This is a genomic window from Marinomonas sp. 15G6-16 (assembly GCF_055809555.1).
On sequence record NZ_CM147916.1, the window covers coordinates 1,042,544 to 1,064,452 of the forward strand.

At 42.6% G+C, this 21,909-nt stretch carries 23 protein-coding genes; 12 read left to right on the forward strand and 11 right to left on the reverse strand.

Annotated elements, in window-relative coordinates:
- Positions 1 to 4: 4 nt before the first annotated feature.
- Genes dapF through lptM form a run of 3 tightly spaced genes read right to left on the reverse strand, consistent with a single transcriptional unit; the run spans position 5 to position 2,233 of the window.
- The gene (gene dapF / locus AC0L46_RS05020) at positions 5 to 835 is read right to left on the reverse strand and encodes a diaminopimelate epimerase (RefSeq protein ID WP_473506246.1); all 831 of its coding nucleotides are present in this window, start codon (positions 833 to 835) and stop codon (positions 5 to 7) included.
- Between the two features lie 10 nt (positions 836 to 845).
- The gene (gene lysA / locus AC0L46_RS05025) at positions 846 to 2,099 is read right to left on the reverse strand and encodes a diaminopimelate decarboxylase (protein ID WP_414682710.1); all 1,254 of its coding nucleotides are present in this window, start codon (positions 2,097 to 2,099) and stop codon (positions 846 to 848) included.
- Between the two features lie 14 nt (positions 2,100 to 2,113).
- Complete coding sequence (gene lptM / locus AC0L46_RS05030; protein ID WP_473497217.1) at positions 2,114 to 2,233, reverse strand: LPS translocon maturation chaperone LptM; 120 nt, start codon at positions 2,231 to 2,233, stop codon at positions 2,114 to 2,116.
- Between the two features lie 390 nt (positions 2,234 to 2,623).
- On the opposite strand from lptM, the gene AC0L46_RS05035 reads away from it, so the two are divergent.
- Positions 2,624 to 3,232, forward strand: coding sequence for a hypothetical protein (locus tag AC0L46_RS05035; protein ID WP_473506248.1), 609 nt, complete (start codon positions 2,624 to 2,626; stop codon positions 3,230 to 3,232).
- 77 nt (positions 3,233 to 3,309) lie between these two features.
- Here AC0L46_RS05035 and argH read toward each other — a convergent pair whose 3' ends face one another.
- Positions 3,310 to 4,716 (reverse strand): argininosuccinate lyase, encoded by a 1,407-nt coding sequence (argH, locus tag AC0L46_RS05040; protein ID WP_473506250.1) that lies wholly within the window; start codon positions 4,714 to 4,716, stop codon positions 3,310 to 3,312.
- A 168-nt stretch (positions 4,717 to 4,884) separates the two neighbouring features.
- Between argH and hemC the strand changes: the two genes are divergently transcribed.
- The 4 genes from hemC to AC0L46_RS05060 are packed head-to-tail and all read left to right on the forward strand — an operon-like array spanning position 4,885 to position 9,075.
- Positions 4,885 to 5,808, forward strand: a complete 924-nt coding sequence (hemC, locus tag AC0L46_RS05045; RefSeq protein ID WP_473506252.1) for a hydroxymethylbilane synthase — start codon at positions 4,885 to 4,887, stop codon at positions 5,806 to 5,808.
- Between the two features lie 24 nt (positions 5,809 to 5,832).
- The gene (locus tag AC0L46_RS05050) at positions 5,833 to 6,585 is read left to right on the forward strand and encodes a uroporphyrinogen-III synthase (RefSeq protein WP_473506254.1); all 753 of its coding nucleotides are present in this window, start codon (positions 5,833 to 5,835) and stop codon (positions 6,583 to 6,585) included.
- A gap of 1 nt (position 6,586) precedes the next feature.
- Positions 6,587 to 7,849: a uroporphyrinogen-III C-methyltransferase gene (locus AC0L46_RS05055; RefSeq protein ID WP_473506256.1), complete on the forward strand. Its 1,263-nt coding sequence runs from the start codon at positions 6,587 to 6,589 to the stop codon at positions 7,847 to 7,849.
- Positions 7,846 to 9,075: a heme biosynthesis HemY N-terminal domain-containing protein gene (locus AC0L46_RS05060; protein WP_473506258.1), complete on the forward strand. Its 1,230-nt coding sequence runs from the start codon at positions 7,846 to 7,848 to the stop codon at positions 9,073 to 9,075. Before AC0L46_RS05055 ends, AC0L46_RS05060 begins: the two co-directional genes overlap by 4 nt.
- Before the next feature lie 105 nt (positions 9,076 to 9,180).
- Here the strand turns inward: AC0L46_RS05060 and AC0L46_RS05065 are convergent, their stop codons facing one another.
- The 4 genes from AC0L46_RS05065 to AC0L46_RS05080 form a co-directional block, all read right to left on the reverse strand.
- On the reverse strand, positions 9,181 to 10,116 hold the full coding sequence (locus AC0L46_RS05065; protein ID WP_473506260.1) for a methyl-accepting chemotaxis protein: 936 nt from the start codon (positions 10,114 to 10,116) through the stop codon (positions 9,181 to 9,183).
- The gene (locus tag AC0L46_RS05070) at positions 10,104 to 10,727 is read right to left on the reverse strand and encodes a PAS domain-containing protein (protein ID WP_473506262.1); all 624 of its coding nucleotides are present in this window, start codon (positions 10,725 to 10,727) and stop codon (positions 10,104 to 10,106) included. The genes AC0L46_RS05065 and AC0L46_RS05070 overlap by 13 nt, the downstream gene beginning before the upstream one ends.
- 114 nt (positions 10,728 to 10,841) lie before the next feature.
- On the reverse strand, positions 10,842 to 11,750 hold the full coding sequence (locus AC0L46_RS05075; RefSeq protein ID WP_473506264.1) for a hypothetical protein: 909 nt from the start codon (positions 11,748 to 11,750) through the stop codon (positions 10,842 to 10,844).
- A gap of 52 nt (positions 11,751 to 11,802) precedes the next feature.
- Complete coding sequence (locus AC0L46_RS05080) at positions 11,803 to 11,988, reverse strand: hypothetical protein (RefSeq protein WP_317002923.1); 186 nt, start codon at positions 11,986 to 11,988, stop codon at positions 11,803 to 11,805.
- A gap of 91 nt (positions 11,989 to 12,079) precedes the next feature.
- On the opposite strand from AC0L46_RS05080, the gene yaaA reads away from it, so the two are divergent.
- On the forward strand, positions 12,080 to 12,862 hold the full coding sequence (yaaA, locus tag AC0L46_RS05085; protein WP_473506266.1) for a peroxide stress protein YaaA: 783 nt from the start codon (positions 12,080 to 12,082) through the stop codon (positions 12,860 to 12,862).
- A gap of 86 nt (positions 12,863 to 12,948) precedes the next feature.
- On the opposite strand, the gene prmC is transcribed toward yaaA, so the two are convergent.
- Genes prmC through hemA form a run of 3 tightly spaced genes read right to left on the reverse strand, consistent with a single transcriptional unit; the run spans position 12,949 to position 16,190 of the window.
- Positions 12,949 to 13,791 carry a peptide chain release factor N(5)-glutamine methyltransferase gene (prmC, locus tag AC0L46_RS05090; protein WP_473506268.1) on the reverse strand — a complete coding sequence of 281 codons (843 nt, stop codon included), beginning with the start codon at positions 13,789 to 13,791 and terminating at the stop codon, positions 12,949 to 12,951.
- Positions 13,792 to 13,831: 40 nt separating this feature from the next.
- Complete coding sequence (gene prfA / locus AC0L46_RS05095) at positions 13,832 to 14,920, reverse strand: peptide chain release factor 1 (RefSeq protein ID WP_347984631.1); 1,089 nt, start codon at positions 14,918 to 14,920, stop codon at positions 13,832 to 13,834.
- 1 nt (position 14,921) lies between these two features.
- Positions 14,922 to 16,190, reverse strand: a complete 1,269-nt coding sequence (gene hemA, locus AC0L46_RS05100; RefSeq protein ID WP_414682698.1) for a glutamyl-tRNA reductase — start codon at positions 16,188 to 16,190, stop codon at positions 14,922 to 14,924.
- Between the two features lie 197 nt (positions 16,191 to 16,387).
- Between hemA and AC0L46_RS05105 the strand changes: the two genes are divergently transcribed.
- The 6 genes from AC0L46_RS05105 to pth all read left to right on the forward strand — a co-directional run bounded on the left by AC0L46_RS05105 (position 16,388) and on the right by pth (position 21,902).
- On the forward strand, positions 16,388 to 18,196 hold the full coding sequence (locus AC0L46_RS05105) for a tetratricopeptide repeat protein (protein WP_473506270.1): 1,809 nt from the start codon (positions 16,388 to 16,390) through the stop codon (positions 18,194 to 18,196).
- A complete protein-coding gene (lolB, locus tag AC0L46_RS05110) occupies positions 18,193 to 18,771 on the forward strand; it encodes a lipoprotein insertase outer membrane protein LolB (RefSeq protein WP_414682696.1) in 579 nt (192 codons plus the stop codon). Before AC0L46_RS05105 ends, lolB begins: the two co-directional genes overlap by 4 nt.
- Positions 18,756 to 19,631: a 4-(cytidine 5'-diphospho)-2-C-methyl-D-erythritol kinase gene (gene ispE, locus AC0L46_RS05115; RefSeq protein WP_414682695.1), complete on the forward strand. Its 876-nt coding sequence runs from the start codon at positions 18,756 to 18,758 to the stop codon at positions 19,629 to 19,631. Before lolB ends, ispE begins: the two co-directional genes overlap by 16 nt.
- 68 nt (positions 19,632 to 19,699) lie before the next feature.
- Entirely contained in the window at positions 19,700 to 20,647 is a 948-nt protein-coding gene (locus AC0L46_RS05120; protein ID WP_414682694.1) for a ribose-phosphate diphosphokinase, read from the forward strand.
- Between the two features lie 68 nt (positions 20,648 to 20,715).
- Positions 20,716 to 21,294: a 50S ribosomal protein L25/general stress protein Ctc gene (locus AC0L46_RS05125; protein ID WP_317002912.1), complete on the forward strand. Its 579-nt coding sequence runs from the start codon at positions 20,716 to 20,718 to the stop codon at positions 21,292 to 21,294.
- A gap of 23 nt (positions 21,295 to 21,317) precedes the next feature.
- Positions 21,318 to 21,902: an aminoacyl-tRNA hydrolase gene (gene pth, locus AC0L46_RS05130; protein ID WP_473506273.1), complete on the forward strand. Its 585-nt coding sequence runs from the start codon at positions 21,318 to 21,320 to the stop codon at positions 21,900 to 21,902.
- Positions 21,903 to 21,909: the final 7 nt, after the last annotated feature.

The following is a 21,909-nucleotide window of genomic DNA, read 5'->3' on the forward strand; positions in this document are numbered from 1 at the left end:
ACCTCTATAGATAAATTTGGCCTTCGAATACTTTCACAGCAGGTCCTGTCATAAAAATTGACTGACCTTCGCCCTGCCACTCGATATGTAGATCTCCACCCAAGGCATGAACAGTAACCCTAGGAGACAACCAGCCCTGTTTGATACCTGCAACTACCGCTGCACATGCACCCGTTCCACAGGCTTGCGTTTCACCAACGCCACGTTCATAGACACGTAAATTAATTTCAGTTGGGCTAACAACCTGCATAAAACCAACATTAACGTTTTGCGGAAAACGCTCATGACTTTCAAGCAAAGGCCCTGTTGTCGCGACCTCTTCATCCACCAGCACATCCACTTTAATAACAGCATGAGGATTACCAACCGAAACAGGCGTAATTAGGTAATCTTTCTCTCCAGCTTTTATTTCGTACAGTGACTCAGAAGCGTCTGCCGTAAAAGGTAAGTCTTTTGGCTCAAAACTTGGGCTGCCCATATCAACTGTAACCAAACCGTCATCCATAACTCGTAGCTGAATCGCTCCGCGTTTTGTCTCAACGTCAATGACACGTTTATTTGTTAACCCTCTATCAAGAACGAACTTAACAAAACAGCGAGCACCATTGCCACAATGCTCTACTTCACTGCCATCAGAGTTGTAAATACGGTAACGAAAGTCCATGTCAGGATTCGATGGCGGCTCAACAACCAAAAGCTGATCAAAACCAATTCCTAAGTTACGATCACTTAAGCGTTCAATTTGCTGCTTATTAAAAAACACTTTTCGCGAAACCGCATCGACAACAACAAAGTCATTTCCAAGCCCATGCATTTTTGTAAACTTCAATAACACAAAAAGCTCCTCAGTCTGGTAGAACTTGTTCACCAGCTAACTGATGTTCGATTGTTTCACGGGCACGAATCAAGTGAGTAGTATCACCATCTACCATCACTTCTGCCGCACGATTACGACTGTTGTAGTTTGAAGACATAGTAAAGCCATAAGCACCGGCAGAGCGCACAGCCAACAAATCGCCAGCCTGAATATCCAATTCGCGATCTTTGCCTAAGAAGTCGCCTGTTTCACAAATAGGACCAACCAAATCGTAACTGCGCTTACCTTCAGGCGTTGGCACCAAAGACACAGGCACAATATCCATCCAAGCACTGTATAAAGAAGGGCGAATCAAATCGTTCATCGCACCGTCTATGATCGCGAAGTTTTTATGAGGAGTGCACTTCAAAAATTCAACTTGAGTCAACAAAACACCCGCATTAGCAGCAATTGAGCGACCTGGTTCAAACGCCAAAGTAACATCTAAGCCTTTTACTTTTTCTAGCAACAGCTCAGCGTAATCGGCTGGCGATGGTGGCACTTCATCACGATAACGAACGCCCAAACCACCACCTAAATCAAGGTGTTTAATCTTAATACCAACTTCGGCTAACTGATCAACCAAGCCGATCAGACGATCGAATGTATCAAGGAAAGGCTTAAGTTCAGTCAACTGCGAACCGATATGACAATCAACGCCCATCACATCTAAATTTGGCAACTTGTGCGCTATTTGATAAATGCGAACGGCATCTTGAATATCGATACCAAATTTGTTTTCTTTCAAACCGGTAGAAATATAAGGATGCGTTTTAGCGTCTACGTCTGGATTCACGCGCAATGACACTGGCGCTTTTTTACCCATTTCACCTGCCACTTGATCAAGGCGATACAATTCCGCTTCAGATTCGACGTTAAAGCAATGAATACCCACTTCTAAAGCGCGACGCATTTCACCAGCTTGTTTACCTAAACCTGAAAACATCACTTTGGCAGGATCACCGCCCGCCTTAAGAACACGTTCCAATTCACCGACAGAAACAATATCAAACCCTGAACCTAATCTTGCTAATACGTTCAAAATAGCAATATTTGAACAAGCTTTTACTGCATAACAAATCAGAGTTGGGTGAGAAGCAAACGCTTCCGCATAGGCGTTATAATGGCGCTCTAATGTCGCGCGCGAGTAAACGTAACAAGGCGTACCGTATTGGTTCGCAATGTCAGATAAAGAAACATTCTCTGCTTGCAGAGTCTGATTAGAATAATTAAAAAAATCCAAAGGGGAATCCTCAGCTATAAAGAAGATGCTTGCTGTTCACTGACAGTGTCACTCGGCAAATAAAGAGCGCCTTTATTGCCGCACGCTACAAGAAAAAAAGCCAACATACATACAGAAAACAACTTAAACATCATCTTTTCTCTCTATTTTTGATTCACAGAGTATACCTTGCGGCCAGTTCGTTTCCCAACCCTAGCCAATCAATAACATCGATAATCTTTACGAAAAATATAAATAAAGGCGCACTTGGATTTGTTAACCTCAATATAAGGTGTACAGTTCCATTTAAGCGCTTACAGCGAACCCTGTTAACCGTATTCTTTTTCCAAAGCGCAAAGGGTCTATGAAATTTAATGAAAAGAAAAATCCTTCCATGGGTGGTGGCTATTCTCTGTGCGATCTTTCTGCACATACTATTTTTCCTCATATCGCCCCAGTTTAATTGGTTCAAAGCACTAGACGTCACCTCTAGCGACTCTCGCTTTGAGCTACAACTACTACCCAATACAACGCAAGAACCTCTTTTGAAAAATGAGGAGACCGCGACAGACTCTTTAAACACAAGTGAAGAATTTAGCGATGAGCCGCCATCTCAGATAACAGAAACCACATCAAGTGACGTAGAAAGCTTTAACGGTACAGAATTATTCAACGAAGCTTTTTTTGACCTTTCAACAGAAAATAACCGCTTAAACAGTGAGAGAGAAAGCAGCGAAGTGAGAAGCGATGAAATAGAAAATAATGATGTGATAATTACGAAACCTAGCTTGCTGGATTTATCTTCAATCAACTTACCTTCAAGCAATAGTCACGATGCTGCGGATAAGGTTTTTTCGCCAGAATTAAGAGAGAAAATAGCCGCATCAGAAGTCGCTCAACAAGAATATTTGAAAGGGCAAATCAAAAAAATAGATTACCCAGTCACCACTGGGCCAGATGGCGCACGTTACGTCAACATAGATGGTGTGTGTTGGCGCATTCCTGCAGTAGGCAGTGATGAGCCGTGGGCCGTCGTTTTTGCAGGATGCACAGGAAAGAGTAAAACCTTTCTATTTGAGCTAAACATTGCGCCTAGCGTCTTTTTAGGGACGGACTCACCTTTTTCGATTGAGCAACTAAAAAGCGGTGACTGAAACCTTTTCTACTTGGCTGAAACACCTAAGTAGAAAAAGCGCCATCCACCGCTTTTCATGAGAAAAATGCTTATATTTTAAGCAAAACGAGCAGCCAATTCCGCTTTCGCTCGTTCAACGGCTTTCAAGACTTGCGCTGGCGCTGTTCCACCAACATGATCACGCGCGGCAACAGAACCTTCTAAGGTCAATACATCAAACACATCCGCTTTAATCATATCGCCAAAAGACTGTAATTCTTCCAATGTCATTTCTGACAAATCCTTGCCTTCTTTAACGCCATAGCCAACTGCTTTACCAACAACTTCATGTGCATCACGGAAAGCCACACCTTGACGAACCAAGTAATCCGCCAAATCCGTTGCTGTAGAAAAACCACGACGAGCCGCTTCATACATATGTTCTTTACGAGATTCGATAGCAGGAATCATATCGGCAAACGCACGCAACGACCCTTTTAGGGTATCAACCGTATCAAACAAAGGCTCTTTATCTTCTTGGTTGTCCTTATTGTAAGCCAAGCACTGAGATTTCATCAGTGTTAGCAAGCCCATCAAATGCCCATAAACTCGACCTGTTTTACCACGTACTAACTCAGGCACATCTGGGTTTTTCTTCTGCGGCATAATCGAAGAGCCTGTGCAAAAACGGTCTGGCAAGTAGATAAAGTTAAATTGAGCAGACGCCCACATCACCATTTCTTCTGCCCAACGAGACATGTGCATCATGATGATCGATGCTGTTGAGGTAAACTCAATGGCAAAATCACGATCACTTACGGAATCCAAAGAGTTGTAAGTTGGGCGCTCAAAACCAAGCAATTCCGCCGTCATATTACGATCGATTGGGTAAGTGGTTCCGGCAAGCGCAGCGGCACCAAGAGGCAAAATATTAATGCGCTTACGGCAATCCACAAGACGCTCATAATCACGCTGCATCATTTCGTACCAAGCCATCAAATGATGACCAAAGGTCACAGGCTGTGCCGTTTGCAAGTGAGTGAAACCAGGCATAATGGTGTCGGCTTCTTTTTCAGCCAAGCTTAAAATACCTTGTTGAAGGCGAGTCACTTCTTCAAGAAGAAAATCCACTTCATCACGCATGTACAAGCGAATATCCGTCGCCACTTGGTCATTACGAGAACGTCCAGTGTGAAGTTTTTTCCCTGTAATACCAATTTTTTGAGTCAGGCGCGCTTCGATGTTCATATGCACGTCTTCTAACTCAATCGACCATTCAAATTCCCCATTGGCAATTTCTTGTTCGATTTCCGTCAAACCTTGAATAATCTGATCACGCTCTTCTTCTGTTAACACACCGACGCTTGCTAACATTTTGCCGTGGGCAATCGAGCCTTGAATATCTTGTTTCGCCATACGCTGGTCAAATTCAACAGAAGCAGTAAAACGAGCAACAAAAGCATCAACAGGCTCAGAAAAACGACCACCCCATTGTTGGTTAGTGGTTTTATTTGTATCAGTCATTCAATAGGTTCCTACGCAAGATTCAATCAGCTGCCAAGATTACCTTAAGCGCCCTGACTTATAAAGCATCAAGGATGACGACTTTGTGCTTAACGAGTATCATTGAAAGTAATACACACTAGAAGAATGCCAAACTGCCTTCTGAGCATTAATATTTTGGGAGATACCGTGAAAGACACCATCGTCATTGCCACTCGTGAAAGTCAACTTGCCCTGTGGCAAGCAAACAATGTAAAAGCACAATTGGAAGCACTCTATCCTGAACTAAAAGTAGAACTTCTAGGCATGACAACAAAAGGCGATCAGATTTTAGATTCGCCCTTATCAAAAATTGGCGGTAAAGGTTTGTTTGTCAAAGAATTGGAAACCGCCCTATTGGATGGCCGAGCAGACATTGCTGTACATTCAATGAAAGACGTGCCAATGGCCTTTCCTGAAGGTTTAGGCTTAGCGGTAATTTGTGAACGAGAAGACCCTACTGACGCCTTTGTATCAAACCACTTCAACTCTATTGATGATCTTCCTAAAGGCAGCGTGGTTGGCACTTCAAGCTTACGTCGCTCTTGTCAGTTACGAATGAACCGTCCTGATCTTGTCATCAAAGACCTCAGAGGCAATGTGAATACTCGCTTGCGCAAGTTAGATAATGGCGAATACGACGCTATTATTCTTGCCACAGCCGGCCTTCTTCGCTTGGAAATGCAAGACCGAATTCGTCAAAGAATGTCAGCTGAACAGAGTCTTCCCGCTGGCGGCCAAGGCGCTATGGGCATTGAGTGTCGTAGAGATGATATACAAACAATTGAAATGCTAGCCCCTCTGCAACATGAAGAGACAGCAATCAGAGTAACTGCCGAACGTGCGGTTAACGAACGCCTAAACGGTGGCTGCCAAGCTCCTATCGCTTGTTTTGCGACACTCACAGACGACACTATTTGGTTAAGAGGTCTCGTTGGTAGCCCTGACGGAAAAACCATGATTCAAAGTGAAATACATGGTCACAAAGAGGATGCTAAATCTCTTGGAGTCCAGTTAGCTGATAACTTGTTGGCTCAGGGAGCAAATGACATTCTCGCTGAAATATACTCTTAAGAGTCATAGACAGGCTGCCTAACAGTGGAAAACTATCGCATTCTAATCACTCGCCCAGAACCTGAGAACTCAGTGACTTGTAACACTCTCAGCAGTATGGGTCTGTCTCCAATTTCTTTGCCCATGTTAGAAATACAAGCTCTACAGGGTGAAGATGAAGAGGCAAAAATCCGTTCGCAAATATTTAATATCGATGAGTTTCATTACGTCATATTTGTCAGTAAAAACGCCGCCCGATATGCCGCCGAATGGCTAGACACATGCTGGCCAATGCTGCCGGAAAAAGTTCATTGGATTGGTATTGGTCAAGGCACCACGCAAACATTGATTAACGAAGGCATTCCTGCGCTATCAAACCCAGGAAACACAAGTGAGGCCTTATTAGACTGGTTGAAACCCGTTAAGATGTCAGAACAAAAAGTACTTATTGTACGTGGCGTTGGCGGACGAACCGAGTTAGGCGATAAACTTGAGGAGAAAGGCGCAAAAATCAGCTATCTTTCTCTTTACGAAAGAAAAAAACCTGAATATCACGCTCAAACTTTTTTCATGTTGCCAGATATCAACTTAATCTGGGTAACCAGTGGCGAAAATTTAAGTAATCTTTCAGAATACGTTTCTCAATATAAGCCCGAATGGAAAGCACTTCCGATACTGACACCCAGTCTCAGAGTGAATCAGCAAGCAATAAACATGGGTTGGATTAATGCTTCATGCGCCGATGGCGCCGACGACAACAGCTTACTCAAAGCGACGGAATTTTATATAGGAAAATAGAATGACAGAGAATAACAAACAAGAAACTTCGGTCGCTGAAGACAACAACTCTACACCAATAAAAGACACGTCTGACAAAACTGAAACACAGCCAGTAAAAAAAGATGATGCGCAGCAAGAAACAGCTTCTCAAGGAAAAGTAAAATCCTTGGTTGCGGCATCGCTTTGCTTATCTCTTGTTGCTTTGGCGGCGAGCGGATGGCTCTACTACCAAAGTACGCAAAGCTCAATTCCACAAGACATTACACTACTGCAAAATCAGCAGAACAATTTAGATAAAAAAATCAGTACAAATACTCTGAATCAAGCTCAACTCAAGACACTCATTGAGCAAATACGAAACACAGACAAAACAACTCAAACAGAAAAACAACAGCTGGCTGACAAACAGAACCAACAAGACGAGCAGATACTTTCTCTTGAGGCCAAACTCAGCCGATTGGATAACACCACAAAAGAAGATTGGAAGTTAGCAGAAGCTGAATACCTTATTCGCCTAGCAAACCAACGCCTGTTATTAGAATCCGACAGCAATGGCGCAATTACATTATTAAATAATGCCGATGACATTTTAAATGAGTTGGAAGACCCGATCGTTTTTGCAACGCGTAAAGCATTAGCAAAAGATATCCAAGCATTAAGCTCTGTCAGCCAATTTGACTTAGAAGGCGCTTATTTAAAATTAAGTGCGTTATACGACAATGTGCCCACTCTTCCACAAAGAGAGCCTTCTAAAAAGTGGCAATCTTCAACAAATGAGACAGCATCAACAGAAAGCAGTAATACTGAAGTAAGTTCGATTGAAGCCGCATTGGCTAGCTTCTGGCAATCTCTGCGCTCTTTGGTGGTGATCAATTACGACCACAAACCTATCAAAACATTATTGCCACCAGCTGAGTATCAAGAGCTTGTTACTGGCTTACAACTGCAATTAGATGTCGCTCAAGTAGCACTTCTAAAAGGCGAATCTGTCATTTATCAGCAATCACTCAAACGTGTTGGTGACGCAGTAACAGAACATTTTGATACACAATCAAAAGCAGTCACGTCGTTCTTATCGAACTTAACATCCATGCAGCAGCTCAACCCTGCTCCTAGCTTCCCATTGCCTAGAGATTCATTAACAGCAATGAAATCTTTAATGCAAAATTGGACAAGCAGAATAGACAGTACGCCATCCTCTACCGATTCGCCTATTGCAACTACACCAGAAGCGGTAACACCAAAAGCAGCAACCAAAACAAATTCAGGAGATGAGATATGAAAAAACTCCTCTTCTTATTAGTCATTATGATGGCTGTCGGCGGCTTGTTAGGACTGCTGATGCGCCAAGACAGTGGCTATGTTTTAGTTGCTTACAATGGCATAACAATTGAAACCAGCTTGTGGGTGTTGCTCGCAGGGATGATTGTCGCCTTATTTGTTATGAGCTGGGTAAAACGCATTCTATTTATTGCATTAAAGCCAAGCAGTTCATTGGCAAAAGTGACAGGAAATTTGGCTCAAAAGAGAGCATCTCGAAATACAATAAGAGGCATGCTGGAGCTTGTTGGAGGGAACTGGCATAAAGCGGAAAAACTCTTAACAAACAGTGCTGAAAAGGTACCTTATCCTCTTATAAACTACATCAGTGCAGCGTACGCAGCGAGTGAGCAAGACGAACACGAGCGCTCTAAAGCCTTGCTCAGATCCGCCCACAAATCCACTCCAGAAGCCGAATTTGCGATTGGCTTTGCGCAAAGTCAAATACAAATGAAGCAAGGTCATTACGAAAGTGCTCTCGCCTCTTTGCTTCGCCTACAGAAACTCAAGCCAAAACATAAACAAGTTTTGAAAATGCTCGTCACGGTTTACACCAAGCTAAAAGACTGGGACGCTCTACTGACTTTGACACCAACATTAAAGAAAGACGGCATATTTGATGATGACAACATGCTTGAGCTTGAACGTAATGCTTTTTTAGCCTTGTTAGATAAGATCAAATTCCGTAATAAACTTGGACAAAGCAGCCAAGAGCTAGTGGCTGAACTAGAAACACTTTGGAATAAGTTAGACACACTGTCTCAAGATACGGAAATGAGTGTCTTATATGCTCGAACGTTAATTCAATTTGGCGACCACGCCAAAGCGGAAAACTTCATTCGTCATAAGCTGAATCAAAAATGGTCTGAAGAGCTTATTTTCGAGTATGGAAATATTGATCAAGGCACTTATAAAAAGCTGCTCGCAAACTGTGAAAACTGGCTAAAGAAAGAACCAGCCAGCGCGAATTTATACCTTGTTTGCGGACGCTTGAGTCAATCCATGATGTTGTGGGGCAAGGCAAAAGATTACTATGAACAAGCTTTAGCCTTAGACAGTCAAAATGAAGCATTAGCTGAGCTGAGCAGACTGCTCAAAGCCATGGGCGAAACGAAAGCCAGCCAAGACTTAATGATGATCAATCTTAATCACACAAGTAAACGACTAAAAGCTCTACCTTTACCTTAAGCAAACCTTTCAATTTACCGGTAGTTTCTACTAATAAAAAAACGCTGCTATGTTCATAGCAGCGTTTTTCATTTCAAAAGCTCGTTGTTCGTCTCAAAACACTCTTTACTTGAATCGAACAATTAACTCATGCATGCCATCAGCCACTTGCTCTAAAGATTTAATACTGTCACTTGATTGGTTAGATTTTTCTAAACTCTCTGTTGCAAGGTCAGATATACGCACCACTTGTCGATTAATATCTTCGGATACGTGAGCTTGCTCTTCAACTGCTGTCGACATCTGCATCGTCATATCAGTGATATTGGAAACAGCCTCAACAATATTGTCAAAAGCCTTTTCCATTTCAACAATTTTGTCTAAGCCTTCCCTTGCATCTTGTTTGCCTTTCTCAGCAATGGCAACCGAGCTTGTGGCACCTTCTCGCAAAGTACTGATAATCTTGTGAATATTTTGTGTCGAGCCTTGAGTTCTTTGTGCAAGTTGACGCACCTCATCTGCAACAACAGCAAAACCACGACCATATTCCCCTGCTCGTGCTGCTTCAATGGCCGCATTGAGCGCTAATAAATTTGTTTGCTCTGCTATTTGCTCAATCATTTGAGCAACTTGGGCGATTTCTTCCGAATGATTCGCTAGATTCTGAACGGTGACACCAATCTCATCAACCGTTATACTAAGTTGCTGAATTGAGCCTCGCGTATCTTGAACCGTTTTTTGTCCAGACTCTGCAGATTCAGAAGAAGATTTTGCACTGTCTGCAGCAATCTGTACTTGCTGAGCCACATCATTAATCGTAGCCGTCATCTCTTGCATGGCTGTCGCAACATTTTGTGTTTCATGCTGCTGGTTATCCATGGTTTTAGCCATTTCAACCGTCAATGCCAAGCCAAGTTTAGATTGACTCGATACCTTTAGAGACTCATCTTCAAAACGCGTCAAAATGGCATCTATTCTAGATTCCATGCTTTTTGCACCTGCATCTAAAATAGCGTCATCTAATGAGTTATCTGAGTAAGTAATACCGGCTAATGGATGCAAAAAGACTTCGACAAACGAGCCGTCAGTATTTTCTGTAAGCGTGAATGGTTTACAACAAAAAGACTATTCATCAGTAAACTCGTCAGTAGCCAAATAGCTAAGCCATAAGAAAGCTCAACAAAGCCAGCGAACACACCAAGCACACCGCCAACAAGAGGCACCAAGAACTTCCAAGACAAAAACTTCAATGGCAATACACGCTGCCCATTGATGACTTTTTTGTATATTCTTTCTGCTCTAGCAACGTCTTTTTTATCTGGTAATGTCCTTACTGATTCATAGCCAGCAACTTTTCCAGACTCCATAACAGGCGTCACATAAGCATCAACCCAATAAAAATCGCCATTTTTACAACGATTCTTCACCAATCCCATCCAAGCCTTGCCTTGCTTAAGCGTTTCCCACATCACCTTAAAGGCTTCTTGCGGCATATCAGGGTGACGAACAATATTATGCGGGCTGCCAATTAATTCTTCTTTCGTAAAACCACTAATATCAATAAAGGCATCATTACAATGAACAATATTGCCATTCAAATCTGTTGTCGTGACCAACTTAACGCTTTTATCAAACGTTTTCTCGTGATTTGTCACTGGTGTATTTTTTCTCATAAAACCAACATCCTTTAAGTTTTCGGGAAAGATAAAAACTCTTATCAGTATAAGCCGACTTTACAAAAAGGCTAACATAAGATTTAACTAAATAAGCACCTGATTATTTAAGTGTTATTTGGTCAATACTTTATTAAGCCAGCGAGTCAAAACAGGTAATAAAGATGTCGGAATTTGCAGAGCCCCCACCATTGGTAAAAAAGCCGGCCCTAACAATCCACCAGCAATGGTGTAGGTCAATAAAACATTCCGATTTCCAGAAGTGATCGCAGCGGTTAACGCAACCGTTTTACCCTTCTTCCTGTACACAACAAACGCTAATGCAAAAAACAAAAAGCACAGACCAGTTGCTATCAAAAAGTACTGGAGCGCCATCATAGGATCTTGATCATAAAGCTGCCTAAAGCTGCCAACTAGACCAAAGGGGAAAGCAAATACCAACAGAATAGTATAAGGCGAGATTTTCACTAAAAATCTACTTAACGATTCTTCGGGAACAAAGCGATGTACCAAGAAAGAAAAAAACATAGGGCCAAAAATAAAAATGATTAAACGAAGTGAGTAATTCGCCCAATTTAAATCAAGCTCTTCAGTTTGGTAAAACAGCAATGCAATGCAAATCGCAATAGGCAAACACAGTGTCGTCGCAATGGTCATTGCCATGGCTTGCACACTATCAAACCCTAAAGCACGAACAATCGCTGGCGTTGCAAACAAAGATCCTGTTCCTGCGACTGCAACAACCGCCAATAGAAGATCACCATCGAAAGATAAGATTCGCCCCAAAATACCAACAAATGCCATGAAGGCAATGGAGTGCAACAAGGTGTAACGCCAAACCGCAAAACTTGCCAAACGCTTAATCAATTCATTTTGCTTCATGCCCAATAGAGTCAATGTCATCAAGCCAAAAAGCACAATGGATAAGAAGGGAAACAGCGTGAGTGAAAGTGAAGGAAGTAAGAAGCCAAGTATGGCACAGAGAAACATGAAAAGAAGAGAATGACGAACAAGGAACAACATAGGACTAACACCTTAAAGAAGCAGCCCGAAATAGAAATAAAGAGTTATTCCATTACTTTTTAGAGCCGCAGTACATTTTATTATTTTCAGGCAATTCAGCCGCTTCCAATTCCCAGCCATTACGAGCTTGGTCAAACGCCGCACGAAGTGCCTTTAATTTATCGCTCGAATGACGTATTGCTGCTTTATGTTCAACACGCTGACGAGACGTCGGAAATGGTATCAGATTATTCTTCATAAATTATCTCTATTAAAGCATTGTCTGGATATCTATCGGCACTCCATGGATAATCTTTAACAAGCAAAATCATTATGCAAATGGAAAAATTATGAAATTTTTAATCTCTCCCGCAAAAACTTTGGACTTGACCTCTGAGCTTCCCAACAGTCATTTCAGTCAACCTGAAATGCTTGATAACTCTCAAGAGCTCATTGATACAATCAAGCCATATACTCCTGCAGAAATTGCCACATTAATGAAGCTAAGTGACAACTTAGCAACCTTAAATGTTTCACGCTACCAAGAATGGCAAAAAGAGCACACAGCATCCAACAGCCGCCCAGCAGTTTATACCTTCATGGGCGATGTTTACACAGGCTTAGATGCTTACTCTCTAAGCGATGAAAACATGGATTATGCACAGAAATCACTTCGTATCCTAAGTGGATTATACGGCCTTTTGAAGCCTTTGGATTTAATGCAAGCCTACCGATTGGAAATGGGAACAAAGCTGACCAATAATCGCGGCAGCAACTTGTATCAGTTCTGGGGAGACATCATAGTCGATAAAATAAACGATACGCTTGAAGAGAACGAGTTGCTCGTCAATCTAGCATCAAACGAATATTTCAAAGCGGTGAATAAGAAGAAGCTTAAATCTACCTTAATTACGCCAAACTTCCTTGATGAGAAAAACGGTCAGTTCAAAGTCATCAGCTTTTATGCAAAAAAAGCACGCGGCTTAATGGCTCGTTACCTCATTGAAAACCGCTGTGAAACGCTTGAAGAATTGAAGGCATTTGATTTGGCTGGATATCGTTACGACCCAGAACAATCAACAGACGCTGCACCTGTGTTTATTCGCCCAGAAGATGCGCAGCCTAAGAAGTAAACAGAGCGCAGTCGCTGAATAAAGTCAGGAATATAACCACAATTTTGTTGCTTTATATTCCTGACTTTCCAATGGACGAAATACACTTAATGCCAGCGACCTATGGTCACTCGGTCATTACCACCCAGATCCTGAAAGCTCTCTACAGAATCAAAACCTGCCTGAATAAGAAGGTGTCTAACCGCTTCTGCTTGGTCGTAACCATGCTCAAACACCAAATAAGCATCTAGCGTCATGAATCGAGGAGATTCCTTGATAATGCGTTCTATGTCAGCCAAACCATGATGGTCTGCCACTAAAGCACTTTTAGGCTCAAACCTCACATCACCTTGAGACAAATGCTCGTCATCAGGGTCAATATAAGGCGGATTAGAGACAATCAGGTCAAACTGTTCGTTATCTGTTAACGCATCAAACCAACTACTTTGCTTAAACGCAACATTATGCAATTGGTTTTTCTTAGCATTACCTTGAGCAAGTGACACCGCATCCTGCACAAGATCAACACCAATAACCTGCGACTCAGGCAACTCCGACGCTAACGCCAAGGCAATTGCCCCAGTTCCTGTACCAAGGTCCAAAATATGCTTCACTTTTAAACCATCATCAACAAGAGACAAGACAACTTCGACCAACCGCTCTGTGTCTGCACGAGGAATCAAAGTACAAGGCGCCACATCTAAATCTAAATTCCAGAATGCTTGATGCCCAAGCAAATAAGCAACTGGCTCTCCTTTCTCTCGACGAGCCAATAACTGATTGAATACAGCAACCTGTTCCCCATCCACCTGCTTTTCTGGCCAAGTATAAAAATAAGACGTAGAAACAGACAGCACATGAGCCAATAACAGCTGCGCATCTAATTGCGCTGTATCTGAGACAAAAGTAAGGCGCTCTAAAGCGCCTTTTAGTAACTCATCAATTCGCATGAGAGATGACTACCCTGTAGAAAGAAAAGTACATTATTGATTAATTGTCGCCGCTCAAAGTAGCAAGCTGTTCTGCTTGGAACTCGTTAACCAACGGATTAATCAAAACATCCAAATCACCTGTTACGATCTCGTCCAATTTGTACAAGGTTAAATTGATACGGTGATCTGTCACACGGCCTTGTGGGTAATTGTAAGTACGGATACGTTCAGAACGATCACCACTTCCCACCAAGGATTTACGTGTTTCGGATTGTTCACTTGCCGCTTTCTCTTGTTCCGCAGCCTGTAATCGAGAAGCCAGTAAAGACATGGCTTTCGCACGGTTTTTATGTTGAGAGCGCTCTTCCTGACATTCAACAACCACGCCAGTCGGAATGTGAGTCAAACGAATCGCGGAATCGGTTTTGTTTACGTGCTGACCACCGGCACCAGAGGCGCGGAAAGTGTCGATTCGTAAATCAGCCTTGTTAATGACAATGTCATCTAACTCATCCATTTCAGGCATAACGGCAACAGTACAAGCAGAAGTATGAATACGGCCTTGCGATTCCGTTGCTGGCACTCGCTGAACACGATGGGCGCCAGACTCAAACTTCAACTTTGAATACGCGCCATCACCAACAATTCGAGCAATTACTTCTTTATAACCGCCGTGCTCACCTTCGTTCGCACTGACAATTTCAACCTTCCAGCGTTGAGTCTCTGCATAACGAGAATACATACGGAACAAATCGCCTGAGAAAATAGACGCCTCATCACCACCTGTACCCGCTCGCACTTCTAAGAAAACGTTTTTAGAGTCATTTGGGTCTTTTGGTAAAAGCAATTTCTGTAGAACCAATTGAAGCTCTTCTTTTTGAGCCTGACCCGCTTTGTATTCCTCCACACCCATTTCTTTAATATCTGGGTCTGAGTCTGTCATCATAAGTTCTGCTTCAGCAATGTTTTCATCAATTTGCTGGAACTCATTGAAACACTTAACAACAGGTTCAAGTTCTGCATATTCTTTGGAATAAGCACGAAACAAATCCTGATCCATAATAACTTCAGCCACACCTAGTAACGCAGCCAACTCATCATAACGATCAGACAAACTTTCTAACTTTAATTTAATCGATTCTTTCATTTTAATTATCTTTTTCTTCGTGAATGCCCAATACATTCGAGGCAATAGTTAATGCGTCTTGATCTGCATCTGCGCCAGCGGCACGCAAATAGCGAGTCGGTGCATGAATGAGCTTATTCATTAAACCATGAGCAAGTTTGTTCATTACTTGCTCTGGCGCCTGGCCCATTTCAAGACCTTTCAGTGCTTTTTCTAATTCTGTGTTTTTAATTTCTTCAGCAGATTGTCTAAAGGTCACAATCAGATTTGAAACTTTTCTTGATTCAACGATTCGACGATAGGCATCTACGCCTTCATCAATCATCTGCTCAGCTGCTTTCGCAGCATCTTGCCTTGCTCTTACATTTTCTTCAATGACTGAATGCAAGTCATCAACAGTATAAAGATAAGCGTCTTTAACATTTTCGACTTCTGGCTCGATGTCTCGCGGAACGGCAATATCAATCAACAACATAGGAGAATGTCGGCGTTTTGCTGTTGCGCGTTCAACCATGCCTTTACCTATGATAGGCAATTGACTCGCCGTAGATGAAATCACGATATCAGCCTGTGACAAATAATCACCAATGTCACCCAACATAATGGCTTCTGCATTGAGTTCAGTCGCTAGATTTTCTGCTCGAGCTAAGGTTCTATTCGCGACAATGATGCGTTTGACGCCATTTTCTTTCAAATGACGCGCGACCAACTCAATCGTTTGGCCAGCACCAATCAATAACGCCGTACTGTTTCTAATATCAGCAAAGATACGTTGCGCCAAACTCACCGCAGCAAAGGCAATTGAAACAGGGTTCTCACCAATGGCTGTATCGGTTCGAACACGTTTTGCGACGGAGAAAGTACGCTGAAATAAAGATTCTAACTCCGGACCAAGGCATTCACCTTCTTGCGAAACCGCATAAGCCGATTTAACTTGTCCGAGTATTTGTGGCTCACCTAAAACCAAAGAATCCAAACCGGAAGCAACGCGCATCACATGGCGTACACTGTCATCTTCACAATGGGTATAACAATACTGCTTGAGGTCAACCGCATCGATGTCATGATACTGCCCAAGCCAAGTAATCACCTCATCCGCTTTTTGGACATCTTCTACCGAGCAGTAAAGTTCGGTTCTATTGCAAGTAGAGACAATGACAGCTTCATTGGCGGTTTTCTCAGACAACAGAGAAGACAACGCATCGACCATCTTTTCAGGCGCAAAAGCCACACGCTCACGTATCGAAACGGGCGCTGTTTTGTGATTTACACCTACAGTAATTAGCGGCATTCAGGACTCTTCTCAAAAATCGAGATTTTAAGACATGACAGGAGGAAGCGCAGCTTCAACATGACTCTTTACACAAAGAAGACACATTATACGAGAAATTCACTTTTTTGCGCACCCTATCTTACCAATAAAAGTAATAGGATTAATTTATAGTTGTAACTGACATAAGACGCCGCTAACGATAATATAAGAGCTATATGAATTCAGCATCGAGAATAAACATGCCATCTTGTTTCGGCACACTACACAATTTTCTGAAAGAAAAGCGCGACAACAAAAAGTGGCTGACGCTTTTTTTCGTGGTAAGCCTTCCTATTCTTACTGCTTGCCAACAGATGGCGAAAACAAATGACTCAAGCCAACAAGAAGCATCCGTAACACAAAACAAAACATCTACCGCTCAACAAATAGAAGCCTTGCTAGAAGCTGAATTCCTTTTGCAGCGAGAAGGCCCAGAAAAAGCCTTCGACACTTTTTATGATCTCGCCAGTAAAACTGCAGACGATAAATTACTCGAAAGATTAATTCAGGTCGCCATTGCATCCCAGAACGATAATTATGTAGAACAAAGCGCGAACCTATGGCTCGCAGCCGACCCTTTTGCTGAGCAAGCATATTCATTAAAGGCTCAAGTTCTGATTAAAAATCAACGCCCAGAAGAAACCGCCACACTCTTAATCAATGCAATAAGGCACAGCGTTTCTCTACAATTCTTGCCTCTGTATTTAGAAGACCATGTACGTGACAGTGAGAAAGTCGCTGTGATTAGCGAAGCCATTTCCGAACTGCCCGCTAAGTACCAAAAAGACCAGTACATTCAACTTAGCCAAGCGCATATTTTCTTATTAGCTGGCCAATATGAAGAAGCCATCACTGCATCTCAACAACTGCTTGAGCGTCCAGACTTAGAAAAGAATGAAATATTGTTTTTGATTCTCGCTTTTAGTCAAAAGAATATTGGTCAACTTGATGAGTCGATCGAAACCTTATTAGAAGCAACAAAGCATCACCCAGAGAATACTCGAATCATGGCCTCTTTGATTGACTTCCTTGTGGAGCGAGGCGATGTCTCTCAAGCCATGTCGATTTATAACGAGAAAACATTAGACGATTCGGAGCAGCTTCAAGTTGGTATTGGCTTTATGCGTACTTTATTGGCAAACAACCAACCAAAGCATGTTTTAGAAGTGTCCGCCACTTTGCCGGAAGAAAGCTTCGGTTTTGGCGATCAAATCCAATTCCTTGAAGCCATCGCGTTAGCAGAATTGAAAGAAACAACCAAAGCCATTGAAATAATGCGCAATGTGGAAGGCAACCTACGAACAAAAGCCACACAACAAATTGCGTTATGGCTTTATGAGGAAAACAAAGAACAAGACATTAACGAGATGGTCTTAACAAGAACCTTGCGAGAAAACATTCCTGAGCAAGTCACACTGATCAGTCAGTTACATCTACAAAACGATAACGAACGTTTAGCCTACGACTTAGTGAGCCAAGCCTCTGACACTTACCCTGAATCAAATGCGCTACGTTACCGAAAAGCATTATTGGCAGAATCATTAGGCGATTGGCAAACTACGGAAACTGAAATCCACATTTTATTATTGAAAGATCCTGAAAACCCTCAGTATCTTAACGCTTTAGGTTACACCTTGCTCACTAGAACCTCTCGCATTGATGAGGCCATGAAATACATAGAATCAGCCTATGAAAAAGCAGAAGATGATCCTGCGGTCATAGACAGCTTAGGCTGGGGACACTTTTTAAAAGGCGAGCTAGAACAAGCATCTTATTATCTCAAGAAAGCATGGAGTCTTTTGCCTGACGCTGAAATAGCAGCGCACTATGGCGAAACCTTATGGAAACAGCGACATTACAAAGAGGCAATAGAGATATGGGAAACTGCCCTAGACAGCGAACCAAACTCACCACTTTTATTAGAAACGATTAAACGACTGTCGCCGTCTTTAATAGAAGAAAGACAACAGGATATTACGCCATGAATTATCGCGCACTTTGTATTATTTCACTGACGGCTTTTTTAGGTGCCTGTAGCACACAGCCTTCTGGCCCTGTCACGCCACCACCGTCTAGTGTCGATGCCATATCAAAATGGGAAACCTCAGGTCGAGTCGGCATTCGTACTCAAGATGATGCGATCTCAGGAAATTTCAGCTGGCAAAAAGCCACAGATACCTTTTCTTTGTCTATCGTTGGCCCTTTTGGTCAAGGTGCAACCAAACTCAATCAAAACGAAAACGGCTTAGTCACATTAGCCTATGAAGACAAAGTCATTACAGGTGATAACCCAGCAACACTTTTGCACGACGAGCTAGGTTGGGCTTTTCCTGTTGAGCAGGTCACTTATTGGATTCGCGGTTTGGCTTCGCCACATTCGCCAGCCCAAATCACTAAAGAAGCAGACTCCGACACGGTGGACAAAATAGAACAAGATGGCTGGGTTGTTACCTATAGTAATTTCACTAAAATAGACGGTTTATCCTTGCCGCAAAAAATGCAAGTTTCAAACTCTCCGTTTCGAGTAAATTTGATTATCAACGAATGGGCCGTTCAGTAACCACAATGCGATTACCTTCTCCAGCAAAGCTAAATCTCTTTTTACACATTACAGGTCGCCGAGAAGATGGTTATCATGAGTTACAAACCGTCTTTCAATTCATTGATTTATGCGACACTTTAGAGTTTTCTCTTACGCAAAATAATCGCATTACTATTTCCCCAGAAATAGAAGGTTTACCAACCGAAGAGAACCTTATCCATAAAGCCGCTGAGTTGCTCACACCTTTCAAAAAAGACAAAACATTTGGCGTCGATATTAGACTCGAAAAACAACTGCCAATGGGTGGCGGTATCGGTGGCGGAAGTTCAAATGCCGCGACAACGTTATTGGCACTCAACACTCTGTGGGAATGCCACTTAACTCTCGAAAAATTAGCCGAAATGGGTGTCACGCTTGGGGCAGATATTCCAGTATTTGTGATGGGGTTTTCAGCCTTTGCCGAAGGTGTTGGAGAAAGGCTCCAAAAAGTCGAGCCAGATACGCCGTATTTTTTACTCTTAAAGCCCAATTGCCACGTCTCTACTGCTCAAATATTTACCGATAAATATTTGACAAGAGACACCCCTCCCATCAAAATACCGCACGCCTTGAAGCTGGGTGGTCATAACGATTGCCTTGATGTCGTAAAAAAGCACAATCCTGAAGTAAACGAAGCGTATTTATGGCTTAAAAATCATGGAGATGCGAAGTTAACCGGGACAGGTGCTTGCCTATTTCTAGCATTTGATAATTTACTCGAAGCTGAGCGAGTAAAACAGCTAACACCAAAGAAATGGCAAAGTTGGGTATGTCGCAGCACAAATACGTCACCAACTCATGACGCATTAAACCAGTGGATTGAGCAAAATAAAAGTTAGCAAGGCAAGGCTCACTTATACTAAGCCAATCTATTTTCATCGCAGATAATATACAAAGGGTATACACAGTGTCCAAGTTGATGGTTTTTACCGGTAATGCAAACCCGGAACTCGCTCGTAGAGTCGTACGTCGCCTAGGTTTACCTATTGGTAATGCAACAGTCGGTAAGTTCAGCGATGGTGAAATTACAGTTGAGATTAATGAAAACGTTCGCGGTAAAGACGTTTTTATCATCCAGTCAACTTGTGCACCAAGCAATGACAACCTAATGGAACTCATTGTTATGGCAGACGCTTTACGTCGTGCATCCGCTACTCGCGTCACCGCCGTTATCCCTTATTTTGGTTATGCTCGCCAAGATCGTCGCGTACGATCTGCACGCGTACCTATTACAGCAAAAGTGATTGCCGATATGATTTCTGCAGTAGGGATCAACCGCGTATTAACGGTTGACCTTCATGCTGATCAGATCCAGGGATTCTTCGACATTCCTGTTGATAACGTTTATGCAACACCTTTATTACTTGACGATCTACAACGCCAAGGCCATGAGAACATTGCTGTTGTTTCTCCTGACGTAGGCGGCGTTGTACGCGCAAGAGCCTTTGCGAAAATGTTAGATGATGCAGACTTAGCAATCATCGACAAACGTCGCCCTCGTGCAAACGAAGCTCAAATCATGCATTTGATCGGTGATGTTGAAGGCAAAACATGTGTCCTAGTTGATGACATGTGTGACACTGGCGGTACTTTATGTGCAGCCGCTAAAGCATTGAAAGAACATGGCGCTTCAAAAGTACTTGCTTACTGTACTCACCCTGTTCTTTCTGGCAAAGCAATTGAAAACATTAAAAATTCCGTGCTCGATGAATTGGTTGTGACTGATACCATTCCATTGAGACAAGAGGCGCTTAATTGCCCTCAGATACGCCAATTGTCGATGTCTGACATTATGGCGGAGGCTGTTCGTCGCGTATGCAACGAAGAGTCTATTAGTGCCATGTTTGGGGCCTAAACCAAACACTTACGCTCGGAATGGGTCGCAGTTCTGGGCACAAACTTTATTATTATTAGGAAAATATCATGTCATTATCTATTAATGCCGTAGCACGAACTCTAGAAGGTAAAGGTGCGAGCCGCCGCCTTCGCAACGAAGGCTTAGTGCCAGCTGTTATCTACGGTGGCGAAGCTGCTCCACAATCTATCGCATTCAAAGACAACGAGCTTCTAAAAGCTGTTGCTACTCCAGGTTTCTTAACTGGTCTAGTAGAAGTGTCTGTTGAAGGCAAAGCTGAGAAATTGCTTGTTAAAGCTCTACAACGTCATCCAGCAACTGGCGCTGTTATGCACATGGACCTTCAGCGCGTTCAAGAAGACAGAACGATCACTACTCGCGTTCCTTTAAGCTTCATCAACGCTGCGAAAAGTGAAGGTGTTAGCAAGCAAGGTGGTCGTTTGACTATCGAATCTAAATTGGCTGAAGTACGTTGCCTACCAGCAAACCTACCTGAAGCATTGATCGTTGATACTATCAATGGCCAACTAGATCAAATCTTCCACCTATCTGACGTAACTCTTCCTGAAGGCGTTGAGTTGGTTTCTTTGTTGAAAGGCGAAGATCACAACCAACCTATCGGTCGTATCAGTAAGTCAAAACGTTAAGATAACTCATTGAAGGCAGCATTGTGGCAAGTTTCAAATTATTAGTCGGCCTAGGTAACCCTGGCAGCGAATACGAGAACACGCGTCACAATGCAGGCGCTCAATGGATTGAAGCATTGGCTCAACAGAGCCAATGCTCTTTACGTACTGAGAAAAAGTTTTTTGGTCAATTCGGTAAAGTTTCTATAGCTGGTGAAGAATGCTATTTACTCATTCCCACCACCTATATGAATTTAAGCGGAAAAGCGGTACAAGCCGTTTGCCAGTTTTATAAAATCCTTCCTGAAGAAATTCTTGTTGTTCATGACGAATTAGACATTCCGCCCGGCACAGTTAAATTAAAGAAAGGCGGTGGACATGGCGGCCATAACGGTTTAAAAGACATTATTGCTAAATTAGCGAACAACAGAGAATTTGCTCGTCTTAGAATAGGCATTGGCCATCCAGGTCATGCAAGCCAAGTTGCAAATTACGTTTTGAAAAAAGCGGCTCCCGACGAGTACGCAAAAATTGAAACAACAATTAACGAATCATTGCGCTATGTAGATGACATTGTACGGGGCGATTTAAACCCTGTAATGAACCAACTACACAGCTTCAAAGCATAATCATTAA

Excerpts from the sequence above, each read along its gene's own strand:
- AC0L46_RS05125 (WP_317002912.1), top strand. The coding sequence starts at position 20,716 with ATGTCATTATCTATTAATGCCGTAGCACGAACTCTAGAAGGTAAAGGT.
- yaaA (WP_473506266.1), top strand. The coding sequence starts at position 12,080 with ATGAAATTTTTAATCTCTCCCGCAAAAACTTTGGACTTGACCTCTGAG.
- argH (WP_473506250.1), bottom strand. The coding sequence starts at position 4,716 with ATGACTGATACAAATAAAACCACTAACCAACAATGGGGTGGTCGTTTT.
- AC0L46_RS05075 (WP_473506264.1), bottom strand. The coding sequence starts at position 11,750 with ATGTTGTTCCTTGTTCGTCATTCTCTTCTTTTCATGTTTCTCTGTGCC.
- hemA (WP_414682698.1), bottom strand. The coding sequence starts at position 16,190 with ATGCCGCTAATTACTGTAGGTGTAAATCACAAAACAGCGCCCGTTTCG.
- lptM (WP_473497217.1), bottom strand. The coding sequence starts at position 2,233 with ATGATGTTTAAGTTGTTTTCTGTATGTATGTTGGCTTTTTTTCTTGTA.
- AC0L46_RS05055 (WP_473506256.1), top strand. The coding sequence starts at position 6,587 with ATGACAGAGAATAACAAACAAGAAACTTCGGTCGCTGAAGACAACAAC.
- ispE (WP_414682695.1), top strand. The coding sequence starts at position 18,756 with ATGGGCCGTTCAGTAACCACAATGCGATTACCTTCTCCAGCAAAGCTA.
- AC0L46_RS05060 (WP_473506258.1), top strand. The coding sequence starts at position 7,846 with ATGAAAAAACTCCTCTTCTTATTAGTCATTATGATGGCTGTCGGCGGC.
- AC0L46_RS05105 (WP_473506270.1), top strand. The coding sequence starts at position 16,388 with ATGAATTCAGCATCGAGAATAAACATGCCATCTTGTTTCGGCACACTA.
- AC0L46_RS05070 (WP_473506262.1), bottom strand. The coding sequence starts at position 10,727 with ATGAGAAAAAATACACCAGTGACAAATCACGAGAAAACGTTTGATAAA.
- AC0L46_RS05080 (WP_317002923.1), bottom strand. The coding sequence starts at position 11,988 with ATGAAGAATAATCTGATACCATTTCCGACGTCTCGTCAGCGTGTTGAA.
- lolB (WP_414682696.1), top strand. The coding sequence starts at position 18,193 with ATGAATTATCGCGCACTTTGTATTATTTCACTGACGGCTTTTTTAGGT.
- prmC (WP_473506268.1), bottom strand. The coding sequence starts at position 13,791 with ATGCGAATTGATGAGTTACTAAAAGGCGCTTTAGAGCGCCTTACTTTT.
- prfA (WP_347984631.1), bottom strand. The coding sequence starts at position 14,920 with ATGAAAGAATCGATTAAATTAAAGTTAGAAAGTTTGTCTGATCGTTAT.